Annotated in this window: 24 protein-coding genes; 11 read left to right on the forward strand and 13 right to left on the reverse strand. The window is 70.6% G+C overall.

Features of this window, described 5'->3' with window-relative positions; all coding sequences use genetic code 11:
* Window positions 1–11 precede the first annotated feature (11 nt).
* Window positions 12–794, forward strand: coding sequence for a globin domain-containing protein (locus tag ACYSUO_RS12150; RefSeq protein ID WP_461776081.1), 783 nt, complete (start codon window positions 12–14; stop codon window positions 792–794).
* A 54-nt stretch (window positions 795–848) separates the two neighbouring features.
* Here ACYSUO_RS12150 and ACYSUO_RS12155 read toward each other — a convergent pair whose 3' ends face one another.
* Window positions 849–1763, reverse strand: a complete 915-nt coding sequence (locus ACYSUO_RS12155; protein ID WP_461776082.1) for a helix-turn-helix domain-containing protein — start codon at window positions 1761–1763, stop codon at window positions 849–851.
* A 129-nt stretch (window positions 1764–1892) separates the two neighbouring features.
* Here ACYSUO_RS12155 and ACYSUO_RS12160 point away from each other — a divergent pair, with 129 nt between their 5' ends.
* Both ACYSUO_RS12160 and ACYSUO_RS12165 read left to right on the forward strand, forming a co-directional pair.
* The gene (locus tag ACYSUO_RS12160; RefSeq protein WP_461776083.1) at window positions 1893–2936 is read left to right on the forward strand and encodes an NAD(P)-dependent alcohol dehydrogenase; all 1044 of its coding nucleotides are present in this window, start codon (window positions 1893–1895) and stop codon (window positions 2934–2936) included.
* Window positions 2937–3081: 145 nt separating this feature from the next.
* A complete protein-coding gene (locus ACYSUO_RS12165) occupies window positions 3082–3426 on the forward strand; it encodes a DUF1330 domain-containing protein (protein WP_461776084.1) in 345 nt (114 codons plus the stop codon).
* Window positions 3427–3435: 9 nt separating this feature from the next.
* Here ACYSUO_RS12165 and ACYSUO_RS12170 read toward each other — a convergent pair whose 3' ends face one another.
* Window positions 3436–4533, reverse strand: coding sequence for a hypothetical protein (locus ACYSUO_RS12170; protein ID WP_426901551.1), 1098 nt, complete (start codon window positions 4531–4533; stop codon window positions 3436–3438).
* A 107-nt stretch (window positions 4534–4640) separates the two neighbouring features.
* Here ACYSUO_RS12170 and ACYSUO_RS12175 point away from each other — a divergent pair, with 107 nt between their 5' ends.
* Window positions 4641–5813 (forward strand): cystathionine gamma-synthase, encoded by a 1173-nt coding sequence (locus ACYSUO_RS12175; protein ID WP_461776085.1) that lies wholly within the window; start codon window positions 4641–4643, stop codon window positions 5811–5813.
* Between the two features lie 18 nt (window positions 5814–5831).
* On the opposite strand, the gene ACYSUO_RS12180 is transcribed toward ACYSUO_RS12175, so the two are convergent.
* The 3 genes from ACYSUO_RS12180 to ACYSUO_RS12190 all read right to left on the reverse strand — a co-directional run bounded on the left by ACYSUO_RS12180 (window position 5832) and on the right by ACYSUO_RS12190 (window position 7126).
* Window positions 5832–6086, reverse strand: a complete 255-nt coding sequence (locus ACYSUO_RS12180; protein ID WP_426901547.1) for a hypothetical protein — start codon at window positions 6084–6086, stop codon at window positions 5832–5834.
* Window positions 6083–6562, reverse strand: a complete 480-nt coding sequence (locus tag ACYSUO_RS12185) for a sigma factor-like helix-turn-helix DNA-binding protein (RefSeq protein ID WP_461776086.1) — start codon at window positions 6560–6562, stop codon at window positions 6083–6085. Before ACYSUO_RS12185 ends, ACYSUO_RS12180 begins: the two co-directional genes overlap by 4 nt.
* A gap of 78 nt (window positions 6563–6640) precedes the next feature.
* The gene (locus ACYSUO_RS12190) at window positions 6641–7126 is read right to left on the reverse strand and encodes a MarR family winged helix-turn-helix transcriptional regulator (RefSeq protein WP_266718819.1); all 486 of its coding nucleotides are present in this window, start codon (window positions 7124–7126) and stop codon (window positions 6641–6643) included.
* A gap of 175 nt (window positions 7127–7301) precedes the next feature.
* Between ACYSUO_RS12190 and ilvA the strand changes: the two genes are divergently transcribed.
* The 3 genes from ilvA to ACYSUO_RS12205 all read left to right on the forward strand — a co-directional run bounded on the left by ilvA (window position 7302) and on the right by ACYSUO_RS12205 (window position 10506).
* Window positions 7302–8543: a threonine ammonia-lyase gene (gene ilvA, locus ACYSUO_RS12195; RefSeq protein ID WP_461776087.1), complete on the forward strand. Its 1242-nt coding sequence runs from the start codon at window positions 7302–7304 to the stop codon at window positions 8541–8543.
* A 173-nt stretch (window positions 8544–8716) separates the two neighbouring features.
* A complete protein-coding gene (locus ACYSUO_RS12200; RefSeq protein ID WP_461776088.1) occupies window positions 8717–9706 on the forward strand; it encodes an ATP-binding cassette domain-containing protein in 990 nt (329 codons plus the stop codon).
* A complete protein-coding gene (locus ACYSUO_RS12205) occupies window positions 9703–10506 on the forward strand; it encodes an ABC transporter permease (RefSeq protein ID WP_461776089.1) in 804 nt (267 codons plus the stop codon). Before ACYSUO_RS12200 ends, ACYSUO_RS12205 begins: the two co-directional genes overlap by 4 nt.
* 73 nt (window positions 10507–10579) lie before the next feature.
* On the opposite strand, the gene greA is transcribed toward ACYSUO_RS12205, so the two are convergent.
* Together greA and ACYSUO_RS12215 are read right to left on the reverse strand one after the other, a co-directional pair.
* Complete coding sequence (gene greA, locus ACYSUO_RS12210) at window positions 10580–11077, reverse strand: transcription elongation factor GreA (protein ID WP_426901537.1); 498 nt, start codon at window positions 11075–11077, stop codon at window positions 10580–10582.
* Between the two features lie 178 nt (window positions 11078–11255).
* Window positions 11256–11660, reverse strand: coding sequence for a DUF4307 domain-containing protein (locus tag ACYSUO_RS12215; protein ID WP_461776090.1), 405 nt, complete (start codon window positions 11658–11660; stop codon window positions 11256–11258).
* A 133-nt stretch (window positions 11661–11793) separates the two neighbouring features.
* On the opposite strand from ACYSUO_RS12215, the gene mca reads away from it, so the two are divergent.
* Entirely contained in the window at window positions 11794–12675 is an 882-nt protein-coding gene (gene mca, locus ACYSUO_RS12220; RefSeq protein ID WP_461776091.1) for a mycothiol conjugate amidase Mca, read from the forward strand.
* The gene (locus tag ACYSUO_RS12225) at window positions 12668–12910 is read left to right on the forward strand and encodes a hypothetical protein (protein WP_266713511.1); all 243 of its coding nucleotides are present in this window, start codon (window positions 12668–12670) and stop codon (window positions 12908–12910) included. The genes mca and ACYSUO_RS12225 overlap by 8 nt, the downstream gene beginning before the upstream one ends.
* A 101-nt stretch (window positions 12911–13011) precedes the next feature.
* Here ACYSUO_RS12225 and ACYSUO_RS12230 read toward each other — a convergent pair whose 3' ends face one another.
* Window positions 13012–16221: a tetratricopeptide repeat protein gene (locus ACYSUO_RS12230; protein WP_461776092.1), complete on the reverse strand. Its 3210-nt coding sequence runs from the start codon at window positions 16219–16221 to the stop codon at window positions 13012–13014.
* Window positions 16222–16339: 118 nt separating this feature from the next.
* Between ACYSUO_RS12230 and ACYSUO_RS12235 the strand changes: the two genes are divergently transcribed.
* Complete coding sequence (locus ACYSUO_RS12235; RefSeq protein ID WP_461776093.1) at window positions 16340–18370, forward strand: thioredoxin domain-containing protein; 2031 nt, start codon at window positions 16340–16342, stop codon at window positions 18368–18370.
* Between the two features lie 10 nt (window positions 18371–18380).
* Here ACYSUO_RS12235 and ACYSUO_RS12240 read toward each other — a convergent pair whose 3' ends face one another.
* The 3 genes from ACYSUO_RS12240 to trhA all read right to left on the reverse strand — a co-directional run bounded on the left by ACYSUO_RS12240 (window position 18381) and on the right by trhA (window position 21351).
* Window positions 18381–18992, reverse strand: coding sequence for a TetR/AcrR family transcriptional regulator (locus ACYSUO_RS12240; RefSeq protein ID WP_461776094.1), 612 nt, complete (start codon window positions 18990–18992; stop codon window positions 18381–18383).
* Window positions 18993–19003: 11 nt separating this feature from the next.
* Window positions 19004–20557 carry a DHA2 family efflux MFS transporter permease subunit gene (locus ACYSUO_RS12245; protein ID WP_461776095.1) on the reverse strand — a complete coding sequence of 518 codons (1554 nt, stop codon included), beginning with the start codon at window positions 20555–20557 and terminating at the stop codon, window positions 19004–19006.
* 110 nt (window positions 20558–20667) lie between these two features.
* Window positions 20668–21351, reverse strand: coding sequence for a PAQR family membrane homeostasis protein TrhA (trhA, locus tag ACYSUO_RS12250; protein WP_461776096.1), 684 nt, complete (start codon window positions 21349–21351; stop codon window positions 20668–20670).
* A gap of 230 nt (window positions 21352–21581) precedes the next feature.
* Here trhA and ACYSUO_RS12255 point away from each other — a divergent pair, with 230 nt between their 5' ends.
* Window positions 21582–23441: a phosphoenolpyruvate carboxykinase (GTP) gene (locus ACYSUO_RS12255; RefSeq protein WP_461776097.1), complete on the forward strand. Its 1860-nt coding sequence runs from the start codon at window positions 21582–21584 to the stop codon at window positions 23439–23441.
* A 75-nt stretch (window positions 23442–23516) separates the two neighbouring features.
* On the opposite strand, the gene ACYSUO_RS12260 is transcribed toward ACYSUO_RS12255, so the two are convergent.
* On the reverse strand, window positions 23517–23915 hold the full coding sequence (locus ACYSUO_RS12260; protein WP_461776098.1) for an SCO4983 family protein: 399 nt from the start codon (window positions 23913–23915) through the stop codon (window positions 23517–23519).
* 96 nt (window positions 23916–24011) lie between these two features.
* Window positions 24012–25223 (reverse strand): pyridoxal phosphate-dependent aminotransferase, encoded by a 1212-nt coding sequence (locus ACYSUO_RS12265; RefSeq protein ID WP_403990758.1) that lies wholly within the window; start codon window positions 25221–25223, stop codon window positions 24012–24014.
* Window positions 25224–25475 lie beyond the last annotated feature (252 nt).

Consider the following 25475-nt stretch of genomic DNA (forward strand, 5'->3'; position numbering starts at 1 on the left):
GGCTGGAGGGCATGACGACTCGATCCCGGCCCACCATCGAGTACATCCGCTACCGCATCCCCGAGGACCGCTCCGCCGAGTTCATGGCGGCGTACACCCGCGCGTCACAACAGCTGGCGGCCTCGGAGCACTGCGTCTCGTACGAACTCACCCGCTGCGAAGAGGACTTCGAGCACTTCATCCTCCGCATCGTGTGGACGTCGACCGAGGACCACCTGAAGGGCTTCCGCACCTCCGAGCTCTTCCCGGTGTTCCTCGCCGAGGTCCGCCCCTACGTCGGGTACATCGACGAGATGCGCCACTACACGCCGACCACGGTGCGCGGCACGGGCTCTTCGGACCCCACGCTGTACGAATGGGCGGGCGGCGCCGAGGCGTTCGGCCGTCTGACGTCGGTGTTCTACGAGAAGGTGGTGAAGGACGACCTCCTCGGCCCGCTCTTCGCCGACCTCCCGGCGGAGCACGCGGACCATGTCGCCCTGTGGCTCGGCGAGGTCTTCGGCGGCCCCTCGGCCTACTCCGAACAGCACGGCGGCCACAGCCACATGGTCGCGATGCACATCGGCAAGGGCGTCACCGAGCCGCAGCGCCGCCGCTGGGTCAACCTCATGCAGGACGCGGCCGACGAGGCGGCCCTGCCGACGGACGCGGAATTCCGCTCCGCGTTCCTCGCCTACATCGAATGGGGCACACGCCTCGCGGCCCACTTCTCGGGCCCGGGCGCCGAACGCCCGGAGGAACAGCCGGTACCCCACTGGACGTGGGGAGCGGCGCCTCCGTATCTGCCCAACTAAAGCCCCGCCTTTGTGACGAGAGTCAGCGGGGTCCGGGGCGGAGTCCCGTGGCGGCTACAGCTTCGTCCGTAGCGAGTCGTCCACGCCCCAACTCGCAAGCAACCGCATTGCCTCCGCCGATGCCGTGCCCGGCTCCGGGTGGTACACGGACAAGAACTGCCCGTCGTCGTCCGGCAGGTGCAACGTCTCGTAGGCGAGCGTCAGTTCGCCCACCAGGGGGTGGCGCATGCGCTTCACGCCGTGGCCCTTCTCCTTCACGTCGTGCGTGGCCCACAGGCGCCTGAACTCCTCGCTCTTTACGGAGAGTTCGCCGACGAGCGCCGACAGCTCCGGGTCCTCGGGGTTGCGGCCCGCGTACAGCCGCAGAAAGCTGACCATGTCGGTCGCCTTGGAGTCCCAGTCGACGAAGAGCTCCCGGTAGTCCGGGTTCAGGAACGTGAGCCGCGCCCAGTTCCGCTCGGCGCGCGGCATGCGGCCCCAGTCGCCGAAGAGCGCCGCCGCCATCCGGTTCCAGGCCAGGATGTCGGAGCGCGCCCCGCCGATGTAGGCGGGCACGCCCTCCAGCGAGTCGAGCAGGTGGCGCAGCGCGGGCCGCACCTGCTGCTGCCGCTTCGGCGCCGGCGACCTGCGGCGCTGCCGCGTCGGGCTCGCCAGGTGGACGAGGTGCGCGTGCTCGGTGTCGCTGAGCCGCAGGGCGCGCGCGATCGCGTCGAGCACCTCCGCCGACACATTGCGCCCGTTGCCCTGCTCCAGGCGTGTGTAGTAGGCGACCGAGACCCCGGCGAGCTGCGCCAGCTCCTCGCGCCGCAGGCCCGGCACCCGCCGGTGCCGCCCCATCGAGGCGAGCCCCACGTCCTCGGGCTTGAGCCGGGCCCGCCGGGTGCGCAGGAACTCGCTCAGCTCGGCGCGCCGGTCCAGATGGTCCGGGCGGTCCGCCGCCGGTTCCCTGGCCGCATCGTTCTCGTCCATGCTGTCCAGTATTCCCGGTCGTACGACCGGCAGCCTGACCCCGCCAGTAGTAGGACCACTGAACGTACGCAAAGCGGTGACCTGCGTATTCTTTGGCGATCCGGGCGGACCGGTAGCAGGCTTGAGGACATGACCACGACTGTTGCCGCATACGCCGCTCCCAGCGCCAAGGCCCCGCTGGAGCGCACCACCATCGAGCGCCGCACCGTCGGCGAGCACGACGTACTGATCGACATCAAGTTCGCCGGAATCTGTCACTCCGACATCCACCAGGCCCGCGAGGGCTGGGGCGAGGCCATCTTCCCGATGGTCCCGGGCCACGAGATCGCCGGTGTCGTGGAGGCCGTCGGCTCGGGCGTCACCAAGTTCAAGGTCGGCGACCGCGTCGGCGTCGGCTGCATGGTCGACTCCTGTGGCGAGTGCGAGCCCTGCAAGTCCGGGTTCGAGCAGCACTGCGTCAAGGGGAACGTCCAGACGTACAACGGCGTCGGCAAGGACGGCGAGCCCACCTACGGCGGCTACTCGCAGAAGGTCGTCGTCACCGAGGGCTTCGTCGTCAACATCCCCGAGGGCCTCGCCCTCGACGTGGCCGCGCCGCTGCTCTGCGCCGGCATCACCACGTACTCCCCGCTGAAGCACTGGGGCGCGGGCCCCGGCAAGAAGGTCGCGGTCGTCGGCCTCGGCGGCCTCGGCCACATGGGCGTCAAGATCGCGCACGCGCTCGGCGCGGAGGTCACCGTCCTCTCGCAGTCGCTGCGCAAGAAGGACGACGGCCTGAAGCTGGGCGCCGACCACTACTACGCGACGAGCGACCCGAAGACCTTCGAGGAGCTCGCGGGCACCTTCGACGTCATCCTCTCCACGGTCTCCGCGCAGGTGGACTTCGGCGCGTACCTGAGCCTGCTCAAGACGGGCGGCGCCCTGGTGAACGTCGGCGCCCCCGAGGAGCCGATCTCCCTCAACCTGTTCTCCCTCATCGGCGGCAACAAGGTGCTCGCCGGCTCCATGATCGGCGGCATCGCCGAGACCCAGGAGATGCTCGACTTCTGCGCCGAGCACGGCCTCGGCGCCGAGATCGAGCTGATCGAGGCGAGCCAGGTCAACGAGGCGTACGAGCGGGTCCTCGGCTCGGACGTGCGCTACCGCTTCGTGATCGACGCGGCGACCATCTGAGCGCCTCGCGCGCACCGGTCATGACTTCACGGCCTTCGTGACGTCATGACCTTCATGACCTGAGAGGTCATGGCCGCCCTCCCCGGGCCCCGGCAGGATCGACCCCGTAAGCCAGATCCGGCCGGACCCGAGGGAGGGCTCTTCCATGACCGCCTACGCGATCGCCGTACTCGGCATCACGCCCGGCGCACCGCACCCCGACGTCCTCACGTACATCGAGCGCGTCCAGTCCACCTTCGCCCCGTACGGCGGCCGCTTCCTGGTCCACGGCAAGAAGGGGGAGTGGCTGGAGGGGGAGCCGCTCGGCGGCATCGTGATGGTCGAGTTCCCCGACCTGGAGGCGGCCCACGCCTGGTACGCGTCCCCCGCCTACCAGGAGATCCTCCCGCTGCGCACCGACCACCTGCCCGGCAGCCTGGTGTTCCTGGAGGGCGTCCCGGAGACGTACGACGCGGGGCGCACGGCAGCGGCCATGCGCGCCGCGACGTGATCGACCGGGTCAGTGCCGCAGCGTCGCCGGGCTTCCGCCGTTCGCCTCGTAACCGGCGACGGCGAGCGCCCGGTACACGGCGTACGAGGCCGCCGGGTCGGGCTCGGCGGTCCACGGGATCGCGCCCACGTGACCGTCGACATGCACCAGCTGCTGCATCGCCTCGGACCAGCGCTCGCTGCGCACCAGGAAGAACACCAGCAGGTGCCGTACGTGCGCGAGCATCGGGTCGTCGGGCCGCGCGGCGTGCACCGCGAACAGCGCCCCGTGCAGGGCCTTCGTGACGACCTCGCTCTCGTAGAAGCCGCGCACCAGGTTCACCTCGGGCACGTGCTCGTACAGCGCGAACAGCGGCAGCGCCGCGAGCAGGGAACCGCGCGGCGCACGCGCGGCGGCGGCCTCGGCGAAGGAGAAGGCCTGCTCGCGCGAGCCGTGCCACTTCTCCGTCCAGTACCGAAGTCCGGCCAGATGCGCGCCCATGTGGCCCGGCGCGGTGTCGAGGATCTTCAGCCACAGCTGCTCGAACTCGGCCTGCGAATAGCCCAGTCCGCGCGCGACGGCGAGGTGCGTGATGTGCGGGACGGGGTCGCCGGGAGCCAGCAGCGCCGCCTCGTCACAGGCATTGCGCGCCTCCTCCAGGACGATCCGCTGCTCGTCGGGAGTGCCGCCGCCGCGCCACGCCTGCTGCACCAGGAACTCGGCGAAGACCTGCGCCCCGCCCGCGTCCTTCGGCGCCTGCGACCGCCACGCGTGCAGCCACCCGGCACCGAGCCGCGGCGTCTGCTGGGCCTCGAGAGCGGCGGCACCGGCGATCGCCTGCACCCGCTCCCACCGCGTCTCGGTCTCCTTGCCGGTCCCGGCGAGCAGCTGGGAGGCCGCGGTGAAGTCCTGGTTCCGCTGCACGACCGCCATCACGTCGAGCAGGTCCTGGTCGGGCCCCGGCAGCCGGACGTCCAGGTCCTCCTGAAGCATGAACCCGTAGTCGGCCGGGTCCGCGGCGTCCGGTGAACCCGGAGCGACCTGCCGAATCCCGCCGCGGCGCCGCAGCAACTGCGACACCACGAGCCCGATCATGACCGCGGCCATCAGCCCCCAGAGAATTCCCATATCAACAACGCTAACGTGCCGGTCCGGCACGGGGTTCCCGGCCACAGTGGCGCCAAAAGGGCGCTGCGCCCCACCTCCACGCGCGCGAACGCCTACGCTCGGCCCCCATGAGCGACACGCACAGCCACAGCGGCAGCACCCCCCGCGGCTTCGAGACCACCGCCATCCACGCCGGCAACACGGCCGACCCCGTCACCGGCGCCGTCGTCCCGCCGATCTACCAGGTCTCCACGTACAAGCAGGACGGCGTGGGCGGCCTGCGCGGCGGCTACGAGTACAGCCGCAGCGCCAACCCGACACGTACCGCCCTGGAGGAGAACCTCGCCGCCCTGGAGGGCGGCCGGCGCGGCCTCGCCTTCGCCTCCGGGCTCGCCGCCGAGGACTGCCTGCTGCGCACGCTGCTCAGCCCCGGCGACCACGTGGTCATCCCGAACGACGCGTACGGCGGCACGTTCCGGCTGTTCGCGAAGGTCGTCATGCGCTGGGGCGTCGAGTTCTCGGTGGCGGACACCAGCGACGTCGAGTCGGTGCGCGCCGCGATCACCCCGCTGACCAAGGCCGTGTGGGTGGAGACGCCCTCGAACCCGCTCCTCGGCATCACCGACATCGCGGTCGTCGCCCAGGTGGCCCGCGAGGCCGGGGCGAAGCTCGTCGTCGACAACACCTTCGCCAGCCCCTACCTCCAGCAGCCGCTGGCGCTCGGCGCCGACGTCGTCGTGCACTCGATGACCAAGTACATGGGCGGCCACTCCGACGTCGTCGGCGGCGCGCTCGTCGTCAACGACGACGCCCTCGCCGAGGACCTCGCGTTCCACCAGAACGCGATGGGCGCGGTGGCAGGCCCGTTCGACGCCTGGCTGGTGCTGCGCGGCATCAAGACGCTGCCCGTGCGCATGGACCGGCACAGCGAGAACGCGACCCGCGTCGCCGAGATGCTCTCCCGCCACCCGCGGGTCACGAAGGTGCTCTACCCGGGTCTGCCCGAGCACCCCGGGCACGAGATCGCCGCCAAGCAGATGAAGGCGTTCGGCGGCATGGTGTCGTTCCAGGTCGAGGGCGGCGAGGAGGCGGCCGTCGAGGTCTGCAACAGGGCGAAGCTCTTCACGCTCGGCGAGTCCCTGGGCGGCGTCGAGTCCCTCGTCGAGCACCCCGGCCGGATGACGCACGCCTCCGTCGCGGGCTCCGCCCTGGAGGTCCCCGCCGACCTCGTACGCCTCTCCGTGGGCATCGAGTCGGTCGACGACCTGCTCGCGGACCTCCAGCAGGCGCTCGACAAGTAGTACTCCCCGTAGGGGAGTTCACCAGCCGGTCAGTTGTGGAGTCGTCTTCGAGGGCGGCTCCACCCACGGCCGCTCGACCGTCGCCCACACGACGAACGCCACGACGGCGACGACCAGCACGAACCACATGAGCCGCGCCGCCGCCCGGCGCCGCTTGCGCGTGCGGCGGCCCTTGCGCATCGCGTCGGCGCACAGCTCCGCCGGCACCACGGGCGCGGGCCCGCCGTCGAGCACCGCGCGCACGGCCGCCTCATTGCGCTCCTGGAGACTCATACCGGGGCCGCCCCTCGTAGGTCGGCGGGCGCGGGGCCGCGCGGCGGGTGCAGGACGAGGGCCATCGCCCGCGCGTGCACGGTGCGGACGCGCTCGGTGGGCAGCCCGAGCAGCGACGCGGTCTGCTCCTCGCCGACCCCTTCGAAGAGCCGCAGCACGAGGACGAGCCGCTCCTGGGGGCTCAGCCGTCCCAACGCGCCGCCACGCGCGCGGTGCTGGCGCCATGAGCCGCGGGCGAACCGGACGGCCAGTTCCTTGCGCGCGCAGTCGTAGGGATCCTCGCCCCGAAGCCGGTCCCAGGAGGCGTACGTTCGGGCGAGGGCGGTCGTGAGCAGCTTTCGCGCGCGAGGGTTGGCGTCCGGGGGCTCCGTCGTCAGGAGTGTCGCGGCACGCAGCAGCCGCCCGGCCGCGCCCGCGACGAACGCCTCGAACTCACGGGCCCGGCGGGCGTCGCGCAACGCCTGCCGTTCTCGCACCCTTCATATGAGGCCGACCGCGGCTCCCTGGTCAAGAGGCGGGAGCCGCTCGTGCCGTACCGGTGTGCCCGGGGACCGTCAGGAGTCGGCGGGCGGCGTCGGCTGGCCGTGGCGCGCGGAGAGCGCGGAATTGAAGCGTGCGAGGAGCGCGCAGAACTGCTCGCGCTCCTGCGGCTCCCACTCCTGCGTCAACTGCGCCATCAGTTCCTGCCTCGATGTGCGTACCTCGTCGAGCCGGGCCGCACCGCGCGGCGACAGCTGCAACACCACCGCACGTCCGTCCTCCGGGTGAGAGGTGCGCTTGACGAGACCTGTGTCGACGAGCGGGGCGACCTGGCGGGTCACCGTCGAGGAGTCGATCCCCATGCTCGACGCGAGCGCCTTGACGCCCATCGGGCCTTCCTTGTCGAGGCGGTTGAGCAGCAGATAGGCCGCTCGGTCCATCGAATTGCGCACCTGCCCGACCCCGCCGAGCCGGGTCTGTTCGGCGCGACGGGCGAAGACCGCCACCTCGTGCTGGAGCGTTTCGAGGAGGCCGGGGTCACCAGCGGTCGTCATGTCCATCGTTTCCTGTGGTGTGGGCATGGCCGGGGGCTCACTTCATGCGTGGGTGGTGGATTGCACTGGATTGGCCCACAGGGTACGCGGCGAAAGCGCTGGCCGTACCGGCCGTGCGCAATCCGGTCTCGCAGCGTGAGCATCCCGAGAGCCGCCCGCCGTGAGCTGCAAGACTTTCGTCATGAGCAACAGCGCGTCTGACTACTTGCCCGCCCCGACGCCCGCGGTCACCCTCGACGACGTCCGAGGCGCCCAGAAGATGCTTTCCGGGGTGGCACGGGTGACGTCGATGGCGCACAGCCACCACCTCTCCCAGCTGGCCGGGACGCCGGTCCACCTCAAGTGCGAGAACCTCCAGCGCACCGGATCCTTCAAGCTGCGCGGCGCCTATGTGCGGATCGCGGGGCTGCTGCCCGAGGAGCGCGCGGCCGGGGTCGTGGCCGCGAGCGCGGGCAACCACGCGCAGGGCGTGGCCCTCGCCTCCTCGCTCCTCGGCGTGCGCTCCACGGTGTTCATGCCGGTCGGCGCGCCCCTGCCGAAGGTCGCCGCGACCCGCTCGTACGGGGCCGAGGTGCGTCTGCACGGCCAGGTGGTCGACGAGACCCTCGCCGCGGCCCAGGAGTACGCGGAGCAGACCGGGGCGGTGTTCATCCACCCCTTCGACCACCCGGACGTCGTCGCGGGCCAGGGCACGCTCGGCCTGGAGATCCTGGAGCAGTGCCCGGAGGTGCGCACGATCCTGGTCGGCGTCGGCGGCGGCGGACTCGCGGCCGGCATCGCGGTCGCGGTGAAGGCGCTGCGGCCCGACGTGAAGGTGATCGGCGTGCAGGCGGCGGGCGCGGCCGCGTACCCGCCCTCGCTGGCCGCCGGGCACCCGGTCGCGATCAAGGCCCCGTCGACGATGGCCGACGGGATCAAGGTGGGGCGGCCCGGCGACGTCCCGTTCGGGCTCGTCTCCGGCCTCGTCGACGACGTCCGTACGGTCTCGGAGGACGCGCTCTCCAGCGCGCTGCTGCTCTGCCTGGAGCGCGCCAAGCTGGTCGTCGAGCCCGCGGGCGCGAGCCCCGTGGCGGCGCTCCTGAGCGAGCCCGGCGCCTTCGAGGGCCCGGTCGTCGCGCTGCTGTCCGGCGGCAACATCGACCCGCTCCTGATGCAGCGCGTCCTCACCCACGGACTGGCCGCCGCGGGCCGCTACCTGTCGCTGCGGCTGCGTCTCACCGACCGCCCCGGCGCCCTGGCCACGCTCCTCCAGGTGTTGTCAGTGGCCGACGCCAACGTCACCGACGTGAGCCACGTACGGACCGATCCACGGCTCGGGCTCACGGAGGCGGAGGTGGAGCTGCACCTGGAGACCAAGGGTCCCGCGCACTGCACCGAGGTCGGCGTGGCGCTCCGGGAAGCGGGCTACACCGTCATCGAGTAATTCCGTGGCGGTACGCGATACATCGCGTTAGTGTGTGGCGCGCTTCACTCGTTCGGCGGGCACGTACGGCCCGGCAAATTTACACTTTCTTCACGCAAGGCCGCGTACGTCATGTAACGCCGCGTACGCGGGCACAGCACGCATCAGGTAACACCCACACACTGGGGGAACCAATGCCAGGCGCCATCTACGCCGAAGGTCTGGTGAAGACCTTCGGCGATGTAAGGGCTCTGGACGGCGTCGATCTGGACGTACCGGAGGGCACGGTCCTCGGCCTGCTGGGGCCGAACGGGGCGGGGAAGACGACGGCGGTGCGCTGCCTGACGACCCTGCTCACGCCGGACAGTGGCAAGGCGGTCGTCGCGGGCATCGACGTACTGAAGAACCCGAACGAAGTGCGGCGCTCCATCGGCCTGTCCGGCCAGTTCGCCGCGGTCGACGAATATCTGACGGGGCGCGAGAACCTGCAGATGGTCGGTCAGCTCTACCAGCTGTCCAAGAAGGACGCCAAGAAGCGGTCCGTCGAACTCCTCGAGCGCTTCAACCTCGTGGACGCCGCCGACCGCCCCTCCAAGACGTACTCGGGCGGCATGCGCCGCAGGCTCGACCTCGCGGCCGCCCTCGTCGTCTCCCCGCCGGTGATGTTCATGGACGAGCCGACGACCGGCCTCGACCCGCACAACCGGCAGCAGCTGTGGGAGGTGATCCAGGAACTGGTCGCCGGCGGTACGACGCTGCTGCTCACGACCCAGTACCTGGAAGAGGCCGACCACCTGGCGCACGACATCTGCGTCGTGGACCACGGCCGCGTCATCGCCCGCGGCACCGCCGACCAGCTCAAGGCCCAGACCGGTGGCGAGCGCGTCGAGGTCGTGGTGCACGAGCGGGAGCACATGGCCGCCGCCCGGGAGATCCTCGCCGGCTTCGGCAAGGGCGAGGCCGCCGTCGACGAGCACACGCGCAAGCTGACCGTCCCGGTCACCGGCGGCGCCAAGCTCCTCGCCGAGGTCATCCGCGACCTGGACGCGCGCGGCATCGAGATCGACGACATCGGCCTGCGCCGCCCGACCCTCGACGACGTGTTCATCTCGCTGACCGGCCATGTCGCGGAGGACGCCGACGCGGCCGATGCGACCGAGGAGACGAAGGGGGCGAAGAAATGAGCGCCTGGAACGACTCCCTGGTCATAGGCAAGCGCAACCTGATCCGGATGACCCGGATCCCCGAGATGATCCTGTTCGGGATCATCCAGCCCGTGATGTTCGTGGTCCTGTTCACGTACGTCTTCGGCGGCTCGATGCAGATCGGCGACAGCACGGACCCGGCCGTCTACAAGAACTTCCTGATGGCCGGCATCTTCGCGCAGACCGTCACCTTCGCCACCGCCGGGGCGGGCGCGGGCATCGCCGACGACATGCACAAGGGCCTCATCGACAGGTTCCGTTCGCTGCCCATGGCCCGTGGTGCGGTCCTCACGGGGCGCACCATCGCCGATCTGGTCCAGACGGCAGTGACGCTGGCAGTCCTCGCGGGGGTCGCACTCCTGGTGGGCTGGCGGCCGGGGTCCGCCGAGCCGACCAACTTCGGCAAGATGCTGGCGGGCTTCGGCCTGCTGCTCCTGCTCGGCTATGCATTCACATGGATCGGCGCACTGATCGGGCTTTCGGTCCGCACTCCGGAGGCGGCCACCTCCGGCGGTCTGATCTGGCTGTTCCCGGTGACGTTCATCTCGAACGCGTTCGTGGACTCCAGCAAGATGCCGGGCTGGCTCCAGCCGGTCGCCGAGTGGAACCCGTTCAGCGCGACCGTCCAGGCGTGCCGCCAGCTCTTCGGCGACCCGGGACTCTCCCCGTCGGACGCCTGGCCGATGGCGCACCCGATCTGGGCCTCGCTGATCTATTCGGTCCTGATCATCGTCGTCTTCCGCACCCTCTCGGTGCGCAAGTACCGCAAGGCGGCCTGACACAAGACCTGACACACGAGTGGGGCCCCGCGGTGTGCGTACCGCGGGGCCCCACTCACGTGTCTGCAGTGCGTCAGCCGCTGAAGGGCTCCGCCTTGAGGATCCTGACCGAGGCCTTCTTGCCGTTCGGCAGCTCGTAGTCCACGTCCTCGCCCACCTTGTGGCCATTGACCCCCGTGCCGAGCGGGGACTGGGGCGAGTACGTCTCGAAGTCGCTGCTCGCGTACTCGCGCGAGGCGAGCAGGAACTCCAGGGTGTCGTCCTCGTCCCCGTCGAAGGCGATCGTGACGACCATGCCGGGCGCCACCACGCCCGTCGCCGCCGGGGCCTCGCCGACCTTGGCCTTCTCCAGGAGCTGGGTCAGCTGGCGGATGCGGAGCTCCTGCTTGCCCTGCTCCTCCTTGGCCGCGTGGTACCCGCCGTTCTCCCGCAGGTCGCCCTCCTCGCGCGCCGCGGCGATCTTCTGAGTGATCTCCTCGCGCGCGGGACCAGACAGGTACGCCAGCTCGTCCCTCAGCTTGGTGTACGCCTCCTGCGTCAGCCAGGTGACGTCTTCGCTGGTCTGGGTCACAGGTCGCTCCTCGTAGGTACTGGGTATACAAAGCATCGCCCTACCCAGAAGGATGTTCCCTACTGAGTGGGCGAAACCACGAGCCTAACAATTCAGGCGTGAAAGGGGGAGGACAAAAGGCATCAGCGTTGCGTCGGCGCAGGTCAGCGCCCGCCGTTTCACCGGCCCGAATCGACAATCAGTCGGCGTGGCAGCCCAGGAGCTCGGCGGTCGTGCCGTCGCCCGTCGTCTTCAGCGTGACGACCTTGTCGATCCGCTCGCTCTTCTGGTCGAAGCGGAAGTCGGCGCGTCCCACCTCGGCGCCGGCGGCGTCCTGCGAGCGGATCGTGCAGTAGCCGGTGGCGTCGGCGTCCTTACGGATCTCCATGTGGACCTGGACGTCGTGCTTGTTCGTGTCGAAGGCGATGACCTCGCCGCTGAACTTGCTGCCGCCGACGACGTAGTACCAGCCGAACCAGATCATCAGCGCCGCGAACAGGGCGCCGAGCACGATTCCGGTGATCTTCAGCTTGCGGTCGGCGCGGGCGTCGGCGGAGCGTGAGGATCCGTATCGGCCCTCGGGCAGCTGCTGCACGGCGCTCATCCGCCAGTTCCTCTCGCGTCGCCCGACCTGTTCCCGGGCACCGGAATTTTCCGCCCCCCGGTTCCGTCACTATAGAAGCCGCCCCTTGCACCGATGGAACCCGGGCGCCACATAACTCACCGAGGATCTTGTCTTGACTGAGCAGCTGCGACTGATGGCCGTTCACGCCCACCCCGACGACGAGTCGTCGAAGGGCGCGGCCACCATGGCCAAGTACGTGTCCGAGGGGGTGGACGTACACGTAGTGACCTGCACGGGCGGCGAGCGCGGCTCCATCCTCAACCCGAAGCTCCAGGGCGACAAGTACGTCGAGGAGAACATCCGGGAGGTGCGCCGCAAGGAGATGGACGAGGCGCGCGAGATCCTCGGCGTCAAGCAGGACTGGCTGGGCTTCGTCGACTCGGGGCTGCCCGAGGGCGACCCGCTGCCGCCGCTGCCGGAGGGCTGCTTCGCCCTGGAGGACGTCGACCATGCGGCCGGCGCCCTGGTCAAGCAGATCCGAGCTTTTCGTCCGCAGGTCATCACGACGTACGACGAGAACGGCGGCTACCCGCACCCCGACCACATCATGACCCACAAGATCACGATGGTGGCCTTCGACGGTGCGGCCGATGCCGAGAAGTACCCCGAGGACGAGTTCGGCCCCGTCTACCAGCCGAAGAAGCTCTACTACAACCAGGGCTTCAACCGGCCGCGCACCGAGGCGCTGCACAACGCGCTCCTTGAGCGCGGCATGGAGTCCCCGTACGGGGACTGGCTCAAGCGCTGGGACGACATGGCGCGGACCGAGCGCACGCTGACCACGCACGTGCCGTGCGCCGACTTCTTCGGGATCCGTGACAAGGCGCTGATCGCGCACGCCACGCAGATCGACCCCGACGGCGGCTGGTTCCGCGTGCCGATGGACATCCAGCAGGAGGTCTGGCCGACGGAGGAGTACGAGCTCGCGAAGTCGCTCGTCGATACCTCCCTCCCCGAGGACGACCTCTTCGCGGGCATCCGACACAATGCCTGATGTGAACGCGAATCTGGCATTGACCCATCTCGTCCCCCTTGCCGCCAAGGAGGTCGACGAGAACAAGGTGACTCCGGGCGTGCTCGGCTTCATCGTCTTCGCCGTGATGGCCGTCGCGGTCTGGGGCCTGATGAAGTCGATGAACAAGCACATGGGCAAGGTCGACTTCAAGGAGAAGTCGGACGAGCCCGCCGGTGCGACGAGCGGCAAGGACGCCGGGCAGAAGTCCGCCTGACCCCGCCGTCGGCCCCGCGCACGAGAGCGCGGGGCCGTTGCACTGTCCGGCGCGCGCCCCCTTCCTGTCATGTTCAGGGCGGGTGGGGAGACGCGTCGTGCCTACGACCGCTGGGCCTCCTTGGCGACGCCCATGACGTCCCGCGAGTGCCGGTTCGGGACCATGCCGAGGCGCCAGGCCTGCCAGCCGGCGTCCAGGTCCACGCCCCGCTCCAGGAGCAGCTGGTACGCCTCCACGTAGTCGTCGAGCTTTCCGTCGCGGGCCGGATGCGTGGCGCGGGCGAGCTGCGACAGCTCCTCCTGGGCGACCGCCGTGCCGATCTCCGAGCCGCCGGGCGAGGCGTACGGCAGCAGAGTGCAGCGCAGGAACGTCGCCCAGTCCTCACCCCTGCGGTCCTCGTACCCGGCGAAGATGCCCGCCGCCTCCTCGCACAGCTCCATCGCCTGCGCGAGCTTGGCGTTGCCCGCGTCCACCACCGCCAGCTCCAGACACGTCCACGCCTCGCCGTGCGGCACGCCGATGCGCTGGAAGTCGGCGCGGGCGTCGACCAGGAGCTGCCGTGCGAAGCCGGAGTTGCGCAGCGAGCCCGTCTGCGCGGCCCGCTCGTCGCGGGTGACGCGCGCCGAGTGGTGGCGGGCGCAGGCCAGTCCGTAGACGTCGCGCATCCGGGAGAACATCGTGCGTGAGCGCTCCAGCTCCCGCACCGCCTTGTCGAGGTCGCCGGTCTCCTCCAGGGCCTGGCCCAGGTAGTAGTACGTCCACGCCTCGCCGCGCGCGTCCTCGTTCTCACGGTGCCGGGAGGCCGCCTGGCGCAGGCCGTCGACCGCCGTGGAGGCCTCGCCGTCCATGAGCCGGGCGCGGGCCATCTCGGTCAGCGCCCAGGCCTGGCCGCGGCCGTCACGGGTCTGCCCGTACAGGTCGAGCGCCTCCCGCAGCTCCTCCTCCGCACGCGGCACGTTGCCCATCCGCAGGCAGAGCTGGCCGAGCTGGAAGTGCGCCCACGCCTCGCCGTGCAGCGACTCGTTCTCGCGGTGCAGGGCGAACGCGTCGGTGAGCAGGGCGAGCGACATGCGTACGTTCGCCCGGTCGCGCTCGACCGCCGCGAGCGCGTGCAGCGTCCAGCCGCGGTCGCCCTTCGTCTCCGGCGTCGTCTGAAGGTCGAGCGCCTCCCGCAACCGCCCGGCCGCCTCGGCGAGTTGACCCTGGTGGTGCAGGGTGATGCCGAGGGAGCACAGCGCGCGGCCCTCGCCCGCCCTGTGGTGCGCCTCGCGGTAGAGATCGACCACCGAGGACAGCGTCGTACGCGCCTTGTCGAGCTCGCCGAGCTGGCGGGCCGCGATACCCGTGCGCCACTGGACCGAGCGCATGAGCAGGCCCTGGTCGATGGACTGCGTCAGCTCCTGGATCTCACCGAGCCGGTAGAGGTCGCCGCGCAGCAGGCAGTAGTCGCACAGGGCGCCGAGCAGGCCGAGCACCGCGTCCTGGTTGACGCCCTCCGCGTGCCGCAGCGCCGCCGTGATGAAGCTCGACTCGTCGTCCAGCCAGCGCAGCGCCGCGTCCAGGGACGTGAAGCCGTGCGGCCCGGTCTGGCCCGCGCGCGTCGACATGTTGCCGTCGACCAGGCGGATCACCGAGTCGGCCAGGTCCGCGTAGTTCTGGATCAGGCGCTCCTGCGCGGCCGTGCGCTCCGCGGGCTCCTCCTCGTCGGCGAGGCGGGACTGGGCGAAGGCGCGGACGAGGTCGTGCAGGCGGTAGCGGCTGCCGCGCACGTGGTCGACGAGCCCGGCGTTCGCGAGCGCCGACAGGTGCCGCTTCGCCTCCGCGGTATTCGTGGCGAGCAGCGCCGCCGCGGCGGCCGAGCCGAGGGAGGCGCGCCCGGCGAGCGCGAGCCGCCGCAGCAGCCGCCTGCCCTGCTCGGACTGGTCGGTGTAGCGCAGCCACAGCACCCGCTCGACCGGGTCCACGGGTCCGTACGCGCCCAGATCGGCGGCGAGCTGACGCGTCGTACGCGGCCCGATCGCGGAGCCCGCGACGCGCAGCGCCAGCGGCAGGCCGCCGCACAACTCCCTTACGGCGTCCGCGGATTCGGCGTCATAAGGGCCGCTCGGGTCCTCCGCGGCCTCCCGCAGCAGCTCCTCCGCGCCCGCCGCGTCGAGCGCCTCGACCGGCAGGTGGTGCACCCAGGCGGGCGTGTCGTTGCCGAGTTCGAGCGGCTCACGCGCGGTGACGATCACGAGGCTGTCGGAGCGCTCGGGGACGAGCGTACGCACCTGCTCCGCGCCCGCCGCGTCGTCGAGCACGATCGTGACCGGCAGCCCGGTCAGATGCTGGTGGTACAGCTCGCTGAGCCGCTTGACCTGCTGCTCCTGCGAGGACCGCTCACGGAAGAGCAGCTGCTCGCGCGGCGCTCCCAGCCGGTTGAGCAGATGCAGCAGGGCGTCCCGCGTGGGCAGCGGCGGCGCGTCCGGGCGGTCGCCCCGCAGATCCACCACGCACGCCCCGCGGAACTGGTCCCGCAGCGCGTGCGCCGCGCGCACCGCGAGCGTCGTACGGCCCGAACCCGGATCCCCGTGCAGCACCACCACGGTCGGCCGGGTCTCGGTGCTGGCCCGCGCCGCGTGCACCCACTGCGCGATCTGCGACATGGCGGCCCGCCGACCGGCGAACGGCCCCTCGGGCTCCGGGAGTTGACCGAACGACTGCTCAAGCACGCTCCGCCGCCGCGCGGCCGCGCTCTTGTCGGTACGGCGCAGCTGCGGCCCCACCGTCTTCTTCGACGTCCCGGTGCTCGCCGCGAGCACCCGCTGCTGATCGAGGAACGGCCTGATACCCCGCACCTCAAGCGCAGTCAGCCACTGCAGCCGCAGCTGCTCCGGCCCGCCCGGCTGATTGCGTGCCCCGGCGCTGCGGCTCGCGGCCGGCACGTGCGAAGCGGTCACCTTCGCGACGGTCGCGGCGGACCCCAGCACGGCGACGGCGACACCCGCACCCACGGCCGTCCCGGTCCCCGCCCCGAGCACCAGATCGGCCACACAGGCGGTGACGGCACCAACCCCCGCCACCATCAACGGCGTTGACCCACCCTCCTTGGCGAACCGCTGCCCGAACGTCATCCGCCCCGCGTCGGCCTCGTCGAGCGCCCGCGTGAACGCCTCGTACTCGTCGGCCGCGCTGCGCCCCATCGCGTCGAGCGCGCCCTTCGCCCGCGACAGCAGCACGGCGCCGTCCGCACGCCCGCCCGAACGCCTGACCTCTTCTTCGACGGCCCGGGCCAACAGCCGTTCGGCTTCCGCCCGATGGCTGTCCCGCATCTTCGGTCCCCCTCCGGTGGCGACAGTACGGGTCAAGTGTGCTGCGTATGGGGTGTCGGCGCGAGGGTCCCGGCGATCAGAGACGCGACGCGGATCGCCATGAGCGAGGATGGGAGACATGCCGAACCGACTGGCCCATGAAACGTCCCCCTACCTCCTCCAGCACGCCGACAACCCGGTGGACTGGTGGCCCTGGTCGGCCGAGGCCTTCGCGGAGGCGCAGCGGCGCGGGGTGCCGGTGCTGCTCAGCGTCGGGTATTCGAGCTGCCACTGGTGTCATGTCATGGCACACGAGTCGTTCGAGGACGAGGCCACCGCCGCCGTCCTGAACGAGAACTTCGTCAACATCAAGGTCGACCGCGAAGAGCGCCCCGACGTCGACGCCGTCTACATGGAGGCCGTGCAGGCCGCCACCGGGCACGGCGGCTGGCCCATGACCGTGTTTCTCACGCCGGACGCCGAGCCGTTCTACTTCGGCACGTACTTCCCGCCCGAGCCGCGCCACGGCATGCCCTCGTTCACCCAGGTCCTGCACGGCGTGCGGGACGCGTGGACCGAGCGGCACGGGGAGGTCACCGAGGTCGCCGGGAAGATCACCGCGGATCTGGCCGCGCGGGAACTGCCGTACGGGAACACGGATTTGCCGGGCGAGAACGAGCTGGCGCAGGCGCTGCTCGGGCTCACGCGCGAGTACGACGCGACGTACGGCGGCTTCGGGGGCGCGCCGAAGTTCCCGCCGTCCATGGTGATCGAGTTCCTGCTGCGCCACCACGCGCGCACCGGCGCCGAGGGCGCGCTGCAGATGGCCACCGACACGTGCGAGCGGATGGCGCGCGGCGGGATCTACGACCAGCTCGGCGGCGGGTTCGCGCGGTACTCCGTGGACCGGGAGTTCACGGTGCCGCACTTCGAGAAGATGCTGTACGACAACGCGTTGCTGTGTCGGGCGTATGCGCATCTGTGGCGTTCCACGGGTAGTGAGCTGGCCAAGCGGGTCGCTCTGGAGACCGCCGACTTCATGGTGCGGGAGCTGCGGACGAACGAGGGCGGGTTCGCGTCCGCGCTCGACGCCGACAGTGAGGATCCGGTCAGCGGGAAGCACGTCGAGGGCGCGTACTACGTGTGGACGCCGCAGCAGCTCACCGAGGTGCTCGGTGAGGACGATGCGCAGGTCGCGGCCCGGCGCTTCGGCGTCACGGAGGAGGGCACCTTCGAGGAGGGCGCCTCCGTGCTCCAGCTTCCGCAGGACGACGGGGTGTTCGACGCCGGGCAGATCGAGCGGATCCGGGAGCGGCTCCGCGAGGCCAGGTCCCGGCGGCCCGCGCCCGGTCGGGACGACAAGGTCGTCGCCGCGTGGAACGGGCTCGCGATCGCCGCGCTCGCCGAGACCGGCGCGTACTTCGGCCGGCAGGACTTGGTGGACGCCGCCGTGTGCGCCGGTGATCTGCTCGTACGCCTGCACATGGACCCGCTGGCGCGGCTCGCGCGGACCAGCAAGGACGGGCACGTCGGAGGCAACGCGGGGGTTCTGGAGGACTACGCGGACGTCGCCGAGGGGTTCCTCGCGCTCGCGTCCGTGACCGGCGAGGGCGTGTGGCTGGAGTTCGCGGGGTTCCTGCTCGACCACGTCCTCGACCGGTTCACCGACCCGGAGAGCGGCGCGCTGTACGACACGGCCGTCGACGCGGAGAAGCTCATCCGCCGGCCCCAGGACCCGACCGACAACGCCGTGCCCTCGGGCTGGACCGCCGCTGCGGGCGCCCTCCTGTCGTACGCCGCGCACACCGGCTCCGAGCCGCACCGCACCGCCGCCGAGCGCGCCCTCGGCGTGGTCAAGGCGCTCGGCCCGCGGGCGCCGCGGTTCATCGGGAACGGGCTCGCGGTCGCCGAGGCGCTGCTCGACGGGCCGCGCGAGATCGCGGTCGTGGGGGAGGTCGGCGGGCGGCTGCACCACGCGGCGCTCACCGGGACCGCTCCCGGCGCCGTCGTCGCCGCGGGCCCGGAGGGCAGCGACGAGCTTCCGCTGCTCGCCGACCGGCCGCTCGTCGACGGGGGCGAGGCGGCGTACGTGTGCCGGCACTTCGTGTGCGACGCGCCGGTGACCGATGTCGAGCAGTTGCGGCGGATGCTGGGGGAGTCGCAGGCGTAGCCCGTACGCCTCAGAGCCCGTGCTGCACCGTGTCGAGGGCGCGCAGCACGAGCTCGCGCAGGTCGTCCTCGTGGTCGTGCTCGGCCCAGTACATCGTGGCCTGCATCAGGGCGCCGACCAGGGCCATGGCGTAGACGCGGACCTCGAGGTCGGCGGCGTTCCGGCCGGTGCGTCCGGCGATGACCCGGCACATCAGCTGTCCGGTGACGGACATCGACTCCATCATCCGGGAGCGCACCGCGGGCGTCTCGACCTGGAGCCGGGTCCGAAGCCGGGTGATCTCCGGCCGTTCGTCCGCGAACGCGAGTTCCAGGCTGCGGTCGACGACGTACCGCACGGAGTCGGCGATCGACTCGTCCATGGGCCGCTTGAGCAGTTCCTGCTCCAGGATCGGGTCGAACTCGTCCGTGAGGACGATGTCCTCCTTGGTCGGGAAGTACCGGAAGACCGTGGACGGGGACACCTCCGCGGCCTCGGCGATCTGCTCGACCGTGGTCGCGTCGTATCCCTGCTCATCGATCAGGCGGTACGTCGCCTCACGGATCGCCGTTCTGGTCTTGATCTTCTTGCGCTCGCGGAGCCCCACCTTGGGCTCCGCGGGCTGCTGTGCTGACGCGGCCATGGCGCTCATTCTCAGGCATCGGCGCCGACCGGGGCGACCTCCGGGTCGGGAGCGGGTCCTGCCTTCTCGGGGCCGGGCAGCAGCACCGCCGTCAGCAGCGCGGCGGCCAGGGCGACGATGCCGATGACGACCAGGGCCAGGTCCATGCCGTGGACGAACGCGCCGTCCGCCGAGGCGGCGAGCGCCCGGTCGCCGAGCTTCCCGGCGACCACGTGCGCGCCGATCACGGAGTCGCGCGCCACGTCCGCCGCCGCGTCGGGCAGCCCCGCCGTGGCGAGGCGGCCCGCGTAGGCGCCGGAGACGAGGGCGCCGACCAGGGCCACGCCGAGCGCGGAACCGGTCTGCCGCACCGTGGACAGCAGGCCCGAGCCGCGGCCCGCCTGGTCCTTGGCGAGCGCGCCCATGGCGCCGCCCATCGCGGGGATCATCGCGAAGGCGATGCCGATCCCGGCGATCGACAGCCACAGCGCCGTGAAGCCGTACCCGGAGTCGACGGTGGTGCGCGCCCCGAGGAACGCGGCGAAGGCGAGGACCACCAGGGCCACGCAGATCACCGCCCGCGCCCCGAACTTCGCGACCAGGGGCTGCGCCAGCCGCGCCGCGACGAGCATCCCGCCCATCATCGGCACCATGCGCAGCCCGGTGCCGAGCGAGTCGATGCCGAGCACCGCCTGGAGGTACTGCGGCAGCAGGAACAGCATCCCGGCCATGATGAACATGCCGAGCGTCGCCGCCAGGGTGTTGGTGAGGAAGCCCCGGTGGGACAGGAGTGAGAGGTCGAGCATGGGCCGCGCGACGCGTCGCTCGCGCAGCACCAGCGCGCCGATGAGGACGACGGACGCGAGGAATCCGCCGAGCACGACGGCGCTCGACCAGCCCTTCTCGGGGCCCTCGATGATCGCGTAGATGAGGGTGCCGAGGCCGAGCGCGGTGAGCACGGTGGAGACGAGGTCGACCTTGGGCGCGGCCGGGTCCCGGCTCTCGGGGAGCAGGAACAGGCAGGCGGTGATGCCGATCGCGACCATCGGCACGTTCAGTACGAACACCGAGCCCCACCAGAAGTGGTCGAGCAGCCAGCCGCCGATGATGGGGCCGAGCGGCATCCCGAGCGCGGAGGCCGCGGAGATGGCCCCGATCGCCTTCGTCTGCTCGTCCCGCGCGAACAGCGAGGGGATGACCGACATGGCGAGCGGCATCACGAAGGCGCCGCCGACGCCCATCAGCGCGCGGGCCGCGATCACCCAGCCCACGTCGCCGGCGAACGCGCCCACGACGGACGCGGCGAGGAAGACACCGAGTCCGCCGATCAGCATCCGGCGCCGCCCGAACCGGTCGCCGAGCAGTCCCGCCGGGAGCATCAGGGCGGCGAACACCACGATGTACGCGTCCGCCATCCACTGCTGCTGGCCCGTGGTGGCGCCCAGATCCCCGGCGATCGTCGGGAGCGCCACGTTGAGGATCGTCATGTCGAAACCGAGCACGAGCATGCTCGCGACCAGGGCCCCGAGGGCCCACCAGCGCCGTGGGTCCGGGCGCGACTCCACCTGCTGAGTGACAGTAACCATGAAATGAGAGTAGCTGTCAGTTCATAGTGTCTGTCAATAAAGAGGCACCCTCGGAAACGCAAAACGGCCGCGGCTGGTGAGCCGCGGCCGTGAAGAAGGGGAGGGGTGGGTCAGCCGTGCTGGTACGCCACCAGCGAGATGCCGACGTAGTGGACGATGAACGCCGCGAGCGTGAGCGAGTGGAAGACCTCGTGGAAGCCGAACCAGCGCGGGGACGGGTTCGGGCGCTTGATGCCGTAGATGACACCGCCCGCGCTGTAGAGCAGCCCGCCGACGACCACCAGGACGAGCACCGCGATGCCGCCCGTGCGCATGAAGTCCGGCAGGAAGAAGACCGCGGCCCAGCCCATCGCGATGTAGCACGGCGTGTAGAGCCAGCGCGGGGCACCGACCCAGAACACGCGGAAGGCGATGCCGGCCGCGGCCGCCACCCAGATGCCCCACAGCAGTGCGTCGCCCTTGGCGCCGGGCAGCAGCAGCATCGTGAGCGGCGTGTACGTACCGGCGATGATCAGGAAGATGTTCGCGTGGTCGAGCCTGCGCAGCACCCCGTCGGCGCGCGGCCCCCAGTTCCCGCGGTGGTAGAGCGCGCTCACGCCGAACAGCAGGCAGGCGCTCAGTACGAAGATGGCGCACGCGATCCGGCCGCGCGTGGAGTCCGCGAGTGCCGTGAGGAAGATGCCCGAGATCAGCACGGCGGGGAACATGCCCGCGTGCAGCCAGCCGCGCAGTCTCGGCTTCAGCGCGGAAGGCTGGGTGGCTGGGACCTCTGTCTGCTCGGTGGCAACGCTCATCCCGGCATGGTACCTACGCGACCGTAGGTAACGGACCCTTTGAGTGGTGATGCTCACTTCGCTCACTTGTGAGGCCCCCTGGACAGATGGGCGTTTCGGTCGGATGATCAAATGAGTGCGGTCGGCACCGGATGAGCGCCCACTGAGCTCCAGTGGATTGGGAGGCGCAGCGTCCGGGTCGCAGCCCCCACGGGGCAATCAACCTCAGAACCCCTCATTTAGGAGCGATCGTGGCGCGCGACATCGCGGCTCCCTCCCTGGACACCCTCCCGACGAACCACCAGGAACTGATCTCGTGGGTCAACGAGATCGCCGAACTGACGCAGCCGGACAGTGTGGTCTGGTGTGACGGCTCCGAGGCCGAGTACGAGCGCCTCGCCGAAGAGCTCGTCGCGAAGGGGACGTTCAAGAAGCTCGACCCCATCAAGCGCCCCAACTCGTACTACGCCGCCTCCGACCCGTCCGATGTCGCGCGCGTCGAGGACCGTACGTTCATCTGCTCCGAGAAGGAGGAGGACGCGGGCCCCACGAACCACTGGAAGGCCCCCGCCGAGATGCGGGCCATCTTTAGGGGAGAAGAAAACAGCTTCCGGGGCAACGAGGGGAACGGGGGGATCTTCCGTGGGTCGATGCGCGGACGGACCATGTACGTCGTCCCGTTCTGCATGGGGCCGCTCGGCTCGCCGCTGTCCGCGATCGGCGTCGAGATCACCGACTCGGCCTACGTGGCCGTCTCCATGCGCACGATGACCCGGATGGGTCAGCCGGTCCTCGACGAACTGGGTGAGGACGGCTTCTTCGTGAAGGCCGTGCACACGCTGGGCGCCCCGCTGGGCCCCGACGAGGCGGACGTGCCGTGGCCGTGCAACTCCACGAAGTACATCTCGCACTTCCCCGAGGACCGCGAGATCTGGTCGTACGGCTCCGGCTACGGCGGCAACGCCCTGCTCGGCAAGAAGTGCTACGCCCTGCGCATCGCGTCCGTCATGGCGCGCGACGAGGGCTGGCTCGCCGAGCACATGCTGATCCTCAAACTGACGCCGCCGCAGGGTGAGTCGAAGTACGTCGCCGCGGCCTTCCCGTCCGCGTGCGGCAAGACCAACCTCGCGATGCTGGAGCCCACGATCTCCGGCTGGACGGTCGAGACGATCGGTGACGACATCGCCTGGATGCGGTTCGGCGAGGACGGCCGGCTCTACGCGATCAACCCCGAGGCCGGCTTCTTCGGCGTCGCGCCCGGCACCGGCGAGCACACCAACGCCAACGCGATGAAGACGCTGTGGGGCAACTCCGTCTTCACGAACGTGGCGCTCACCGACGACAACGACGTGTGGTGGGAGGGGATGACCGAGGAGACCCCGGCGCACCTCACGGACTGGAAGGGCAACTCCTGGACGCCCGAGTCCGGCACGCCGGCCGCGCACCCCAACGCCCGCTTCACGACGCCCGCCTCGCAGTGCCCGATCATCGCGCCCGAGTGGGAGGACCCGAAGGGCGTGCCGATCTCGGCGATCCTGTTCGGCGGCCGCCGCGCCTCGGCCGTGCCGCTGGTCACCGAGTCCTTCGACTGGAACCACGGCGTCTTCCTCGGCGCGAACGTGGCCTCCGAGAAGACCGCCGCCGCCGAGGGCAAGGTCGGCGAGCTGCGCCGCGACCCGTTCGCCATGCTGCCGTTCTGCGGTTACAACATGGGCGACTACATGGCGCACTGGGTGAAGGTCGGTGCCAATAAGGACGCCGCCAAGCTGCCGAAGATCTACTACGTCAACTGGTTCCGGAAGAACGCGGACGGCAAGTTCGTGTGGCCCGGCTTCGGTGAGAACGCGCGCGTCCTGAAGTGGATCGTGGACCGCCTCGACGGCCGCGCCGAGGGCGTCGAGACGCCGATCGGCATCCTGCCGACCAAGGAGTCCCTGGACACGAAGGGCCTCGACCTGGCCGACGCCGACCTGGACTTCCTGCTGACGGTGGACAAGGAGGCGTGGCGCGACGAGGCGTCGCTCGTGCCCGCGCACCTCAACACGTTCGGCGACCACACGCCGACGGAGCTGTGGGACGAGTACCGCAAGCTGGTGGACCGGCTCGGCTGAGGCCGCCGGTCCTGACACGGCCGAGCCCCCGCACAATGGCGTGCGGGGGCTCGGTCGTGTCGTGCAGGGCAGGACCTAGGCGGCGACGAGTGCGTGGGCCTCCATGCGCTGGGCGGCCAGGATCGCGGCGGCCGTGTCGGCCCGGGAGGCCGCGACGACCAGGGCGCGGCCCGCGAGGGCGTGGGCGCGCTGGTGCAGGGCGTCGACGCTCGGCTCGTGGATGGCGGCGGCCACCGTGGCGCGGACCGGCATCAGGCCGCCGCGCAGCCGGGCGACCTGTGCGGCCAGCGCGTCGGCCGCCTCGTCCAGGTCGGCCGACGGGCGCAGTGCGCGCAGCTCGTCGGTGACGGCGAGCAGCGCGCTCAGGTGGCCGGCGAGCTGGATGTCCAGCTCCTCCTCGCGGGAGCGGTGCGGGAATTCGCCGCTGTCGACCCCGGTCGAGTGGACCGACTTGGTGCGGATCGGCTCGTACATGGGAGGCCTCCAGGGCATGCGTGTCAGCTTGGCCTCCATCGTACCTTAGATTCTGTCTAATTTAGAACCTGTCCAAAGTGGCGGGTGCTCCGCGTGTCACGGCTGGCTGTAGCCGTCCAGGAAGTTGCCGATCCGGGTCACGGCCTCCGTCAGCTGCCGGGTGTCGGGCAGCGTGACGACGCGGAAGTGGTCGGGCTCCGGCCAGTTGAAGCCGGTGCCGTGCACCACCATGATCTTCTCGGCCCGCAGCAGGTCGAGCACCATCTGCCGGTCGTCCTTGACCTTGAAGACCTTGGGGTCGAGGCGTGGGAAGAGGTACAGGGCGCCCTTGGGCTTTACGCAGGTCACGCCGGGGATCTGGGTGAGCAGCTCGTACGCGACGTCCCGCTGCTCCTTCAGCCGCCCGCCGGGCAGCACCAGATCGTTGACCGTCTGGCGTCCGCTGAGTGCCGCGACGACGCCGTGCTGGCCCGGCATGTTCGCGCACAGGCGCATGTTCGCCAGGATCGTCAGGCCCTCGATGTACGACTCCGCGTGCGCGCGCGGTCCGGAGATCGCCATCCAGCCGACGCGGTAGCCGGCCACGCGGTACGCCTTCGACATGCCGTTGAAGGTGAGCGTCATCAGGTCCGGCGCGATGGCGGCGGTGGGGGTGTGCGTGGCGCCGTCGTAGAGGATCTTGTCGTAGATCTCGTCGGAGCAGACGAGGAGGTTGTGGCGGCGGGCGATGTCGGTGATGCCGCGCAGCATCTCGTCGCTGTAGACGGCGCCGGTGGGGTTGTTGGGGTTGATGATGACGATCGCCTTGGTGCGGTCGGTCACCTTGCGCTCGATGTCGGCGAGGTCCGGCATCCAGTCCGCCTGCTCGTCGCAGCGGTAGTGCACGGCGGTGCCGCCGGAGAGCGAGACGGCGGCGGTCCACAGCGGATAGTCCGGCGCGGGGACGAGTACCTCGTCGCCGTCGTCGAGCAGCCCCTGCATGGCCATCACGATCAGCTCGGAGACGCCGTTGCCGATGAAGACGTGCTCGACGTCGGTCTCCACGCCGAGGGTCTGGTAGTGCATCATCACGGCGCGGCGGGCTGCAAGGAGGCCCTTGGCGTCGCCGTAGCCGTGCGCGTCCCCGAGGTTGCGGAGCATGTCCTCGAGGATCTCGGGCGGGCACTCGAAGCCGAACGCCGCCGGGTTGCCGGTGTTGAGCTTCAGGATGCGGTGCCCTGCCGCCTCCAGCCGCATCGCTTCTTCGAGAACCGGGCCCCGGATCTCGTAGCAGACGTTGGAGAGCTTGGTCGACTGGATGAGCTGCATCCCCAAACTTTACGGCCGCGTTTCGGGATGCCGCGCACCGTTTGTCGGCCGGTGGCGCGCCGCGGCCGCCACCGCTTTCGGATGCGGTGGCACGCGGTGCGGGATACCTCCGGAACGGCGGGTTCCGGGGTGGGTGCGGCTTTGATGCGGCGGGTCGGCGGGGCGGGTGAGATGGGCCACGTGCGACCCCCGCGTGTGGTGGTCCCGCTGGGCTTCCACCAGGCGTATCGCGCATACGTTCGATTAATTGGT

The sequence above is a fragment of the Streptomyces sp. UC4497 genome, from assembly GCF_054871485.1.

Bases quoted from the DNA above. Each gene is read 5' to 3' on its own strand.
- ACYSUO_RS12150 (WP_461776081.1), top strand. From the start codon at position 12: ATGACGACTCGATCCCGGCCCACCATCGAGTACATCCGCTACCGCATC.
- ACYSUO_RS12155 (WP_461776082.1), bottom strand. From the start codon at position 1,763: ATGGACGAGAACGATGCGGCCAGGGAACCGGCGGCGGACCGCCCGGAC.
- ACYSUO_RS12160 (WP_461776083.1), top strand. From the start codon at position 1,893: ATGACCACGACTGTTGCCGCATACGCCGCTCCCAGCGCCAAGGCCCCG.
- ACYSUO_RS12165 (WP_461776084.1), top strand. From the start codon at position 3,082: ATGACCGCCTACGCGATCGCCGTACTCGGCATCACGCCCGGCGCACCG.
- ACYSUO_RS12170 (WP_426901551.1), bottom strand. From the start codon at position 4,533: ATGGGAATTCTCTGGGGGCTGATGGCCGCGGTCATGATCGGGCTCGTG.
- ACYSUO_RS12175 (WP_461776085.1), top strand. From the start codon at position 4,641: ATGAGCGACACGCACAGCCACAGCGGCAGCACCCCCCGCGGCTTCGAG.
- ACYSUO_RS12180 (WP_426901547.1), bottom strand. From the start codon at position 6,086: ATGAGTCTCCAGGAGCGCAATGAGGCGGCCGTGCGCGCGGTGCTCGAC.
- ACYSUO_RS12190 (WP_266718819.1), bottom strand. From the start codon at position 7,126: ATGGACATGACGACCGCTGGTGACCCCGGCCTCCTCGAAACGCTCCAG.
- ilvA (WP_461776087.1), top strand. From the start codon at position 7,302: ATGAGCAACAGCGCGTCTGACTACTTGCCCGCCCCGACGCCCGCGGTC.
- ACYSUO_RS12200 (WP_461776088.1), top strand. From the start codon at position 8,717: ATGCCAGGCGCCATCTACGCCGAAGGTCTGGTGAAGACCTTCGGCGAT.
- ACYSUO_RS12205 (WP_461776089.1), top strand. From the start codon at position 9,703: ATGAGCGCCTGGAACGACTCCCTGGTCATAGGCAAGCGCAACCTGATC.
- ACYSUO_RS12215 (WP_461776090.1), bottom strand. From the start codon at position 11,660: ATGAGCGCCGTGCAGCAGCTGCCCGAGGGCCGATACGGATCCTCACGC.
- ACYSUO_RS12225 (WP_266713511.1), top strand. From the start codon at position 12,668: ATGCCTGATGTGAACGCGAATCTGGCATTGACCCATCTCGTCCCCCTT.
- ACYSUO_RS12230 (WP_461776092.1), bottom strand. From the start codon at position 16,221: ATGCGGGACAGCCATCGGGCGGAAGCCGAACGGCTGTTGGCCCGGGCC.
- ACYSUO_RS12235 (WP_461776093.1), top strand. From the start codon at position 16,340: ATGCCGAACCGACTGGCCCATGAAACGTCCCCCTACCTCCTCCAGCAC.
- ACYSUO_RS12240 (WP_461776094.1), bottom strand. From the start codon at position 18,992: ATGGCCGCGTCAGCACAGCAGCCCGCGGAGCCCAAGGTGGGGCTCCGC.
- ACYSUO_RS12245 (WP_461776095.1), bottom strand. From the start codon at position 20,557: ATGGTTACTGTCACTCAGCAGGTGGAGTCGCGCCCGGACCCACGGCGC.
- trhA (WP_461776096.1), bottom strand. From the start codon at position 21,351: ATGAGCGTTGCCACCGAGCAGACAGAGGTCCCAGCCACCCAGCCTTCC.
- ACYSUO_RS12260 (WP_461776098.1), bottom strand. From the start codon at position 23,915: ATGTACGAGCCGATCCGCACCAAGTCGGTCCACTCGACCGGGGTCGAC.
- ACYSUO_RS12265 (WP_403990758.1), bottom strand. From the start codon at position 25,223: ATGCAGCTCATCCAGTCGACCAAGCTCTCCAACGTCTGCTACGAGATC.